This window comes from Micromonospora sp. NPDC007230, from assembly GCF_042869115.1.
Taxonomy (GTDB): Bacteria; Actinomycetota; Actinomycetes; order Mycobacteriales; family Micromonosporaceae; genus Micromonospora.
The window spans coordinates 2913-4666 of record NZ_JBIAFE010000064.1; the positions used below are offsets into that span (position 1 = coordinate 2913).

Annotated in this window: 2 rRNA genes (1 of these 2 only partly in view); both read left to right on the forward strand. The window is 56.9% G+C overall.

The features are described from left to right. Nucleotides 1–1539 (forward strand): 23S ribosomal RNA (locus tag ACFYML_RS36420) (it extends 832 nt beyond the left edge of the window). An 85-nt stretch (nucleotides 1540–1624) separates the two neighbouring features. Then, a 5S ribosomal RNA gene (gene rrf, locus ACFYML_RS36425) occupies nucleotides 1625–1741 on the forward strand. The last annotated feature ends 13 nt before the right edge of the window (nucleotides 1742–1754 follow it).

The window sequence follows — 1754 nt, forward strand, 5'->3', positions numbered from 1 at the left end:
AGGCCTTCGGGTTGAGGGTGGGGAGCGTGGGAACCTGGCGGGTAGTAGTCAAGCGATGGGGTGACGCAGGAAGGTAGCTGAGCCCGGCCGGTGGTTGTGCCGGGGTAAGCGTGTAGGCCGTGCCGTAGGCAAATCCGCGGCGCATATAGGCTGAGACGTGATGCCGAGCCGATTCAGGTGAAGTCAGTGATCCTATGCTGCCGAGAAAAGCCTCTAGCGAGTTCTTAGCGGCCCGTACCCCAAACCGACACAGGTGGTCAGGTAGAGAATACCGAGGCGATCGGGCGAACTGTGGTTAAGGAACTCGGCAAATTGCCCCCGTAACTTAGGGAGAAGGGGGGCCGGAGACGTGAAGCCCCGCGCGGGTGGAGCGTTGTATGGCCGCAGAGAGCAGGGGGAAGCGACTGTTTACTAAAAACACAGGTCCATGCGAAGAAGTAATTCGATGTATATGGACTGACGCCTGCCCGGTGCTGGAACGTTAAGGGGACCTGTTAGCTCTTCGGGGCGAAGCGGAGAACTTAAGCGCCAGTAAACGGCGGTGGTAACTATAACCATCCTAAGGTAGCGAAATTCCTTGTCGGGTAAGTTCCGACCTGCACGAATGGCGTAACGACTTCCCCACTGTCTCAACCACAGGCCCGGCGAAATTGCATTACGAGTAAAGATGCTCGTTACGCGCGGCAGGACGGAAAGACCCCGGGACCTTTACTATAGCTTGACATTGGTATCTGAGTTAGCTTGTGTAGGATAGGTGGGAGCCGGTGAAGCTCTAACGCCAGTTAGGGTGGAGGCAATCTTGAAATACCACTCTGGTTGATTCGGGTATCTAACTTCGGACCGTTATCCGGTTCAGGGACAGTGTCTGGTGGGTAGTTTAACTGGGGCGGTTGCCTCCTAAAGGGTAACGGAGGCGCCCAAAGGTTCCCTCAGCCTGGTTGGCAATCAGGTGTTGAGTGCAAGTGCACAAGGGAGCTTGACTGTGAGACTGACAGGTCGAGCAGGGACGAAAGTCGGGACTAGTGATCCGGCACTGGCATGTGGAAGCGGTGTCGCTCAACGGATAAAAGGTACCCCGGGGATAACAGGCTGATCTTCCCCAAGAGTCCATATCGACGGGATGGTTTGGCACCTCGATGTCGGCTCGTCGCATCCTGGGGCTGTAGCAGGTCCCAAGGGTTGGGCTGTTCGCCCATTAAAGCGGTACGCGAGCTGGGTTTAGAACGTCGTGAGACAGTTCGGTCCCTATCCGCCGTGCGCGTAGGATACTTGAGAAGGGCTGTCCCTAGTACGAGAGGACCGGGACGGACGAACCTCTGGTGTGCCAGTTGTCCCGCCAGGGGCACGGCTGGTTAGCTACGTTCGGAAGGGATAACCGCTGAAAGCATCTAAGCGGGAAGCTCGCTTCAAGATGAGGTATCCCACCACTCCTTTGGGGTGGGTAAGGCCCCCAGCTAGACGACTGGGTTGATAGGCCGGAAATGTAAGCCCGGTAACGGGTTCAGTTGACCGGTACTAATAGGCCGAGGACTTGACTACTAAGCTGCTACGCGTCCACTGTGCAACTCCCGACAAACGAACACCACACCATTTGGTGGTTGGTTGTTTGACATGTCGATAGAGTTACGGCGGTCATGGCGGAGGGGAAACGCCCGGTAACATTCCGAACCCGGAAGCTAAGCCCTCCAGCGCCGATGGTACTGCACTCGGGAGGGTGTGGGAGAGTAGGACACCGCCGGACAAACATTCCAGTC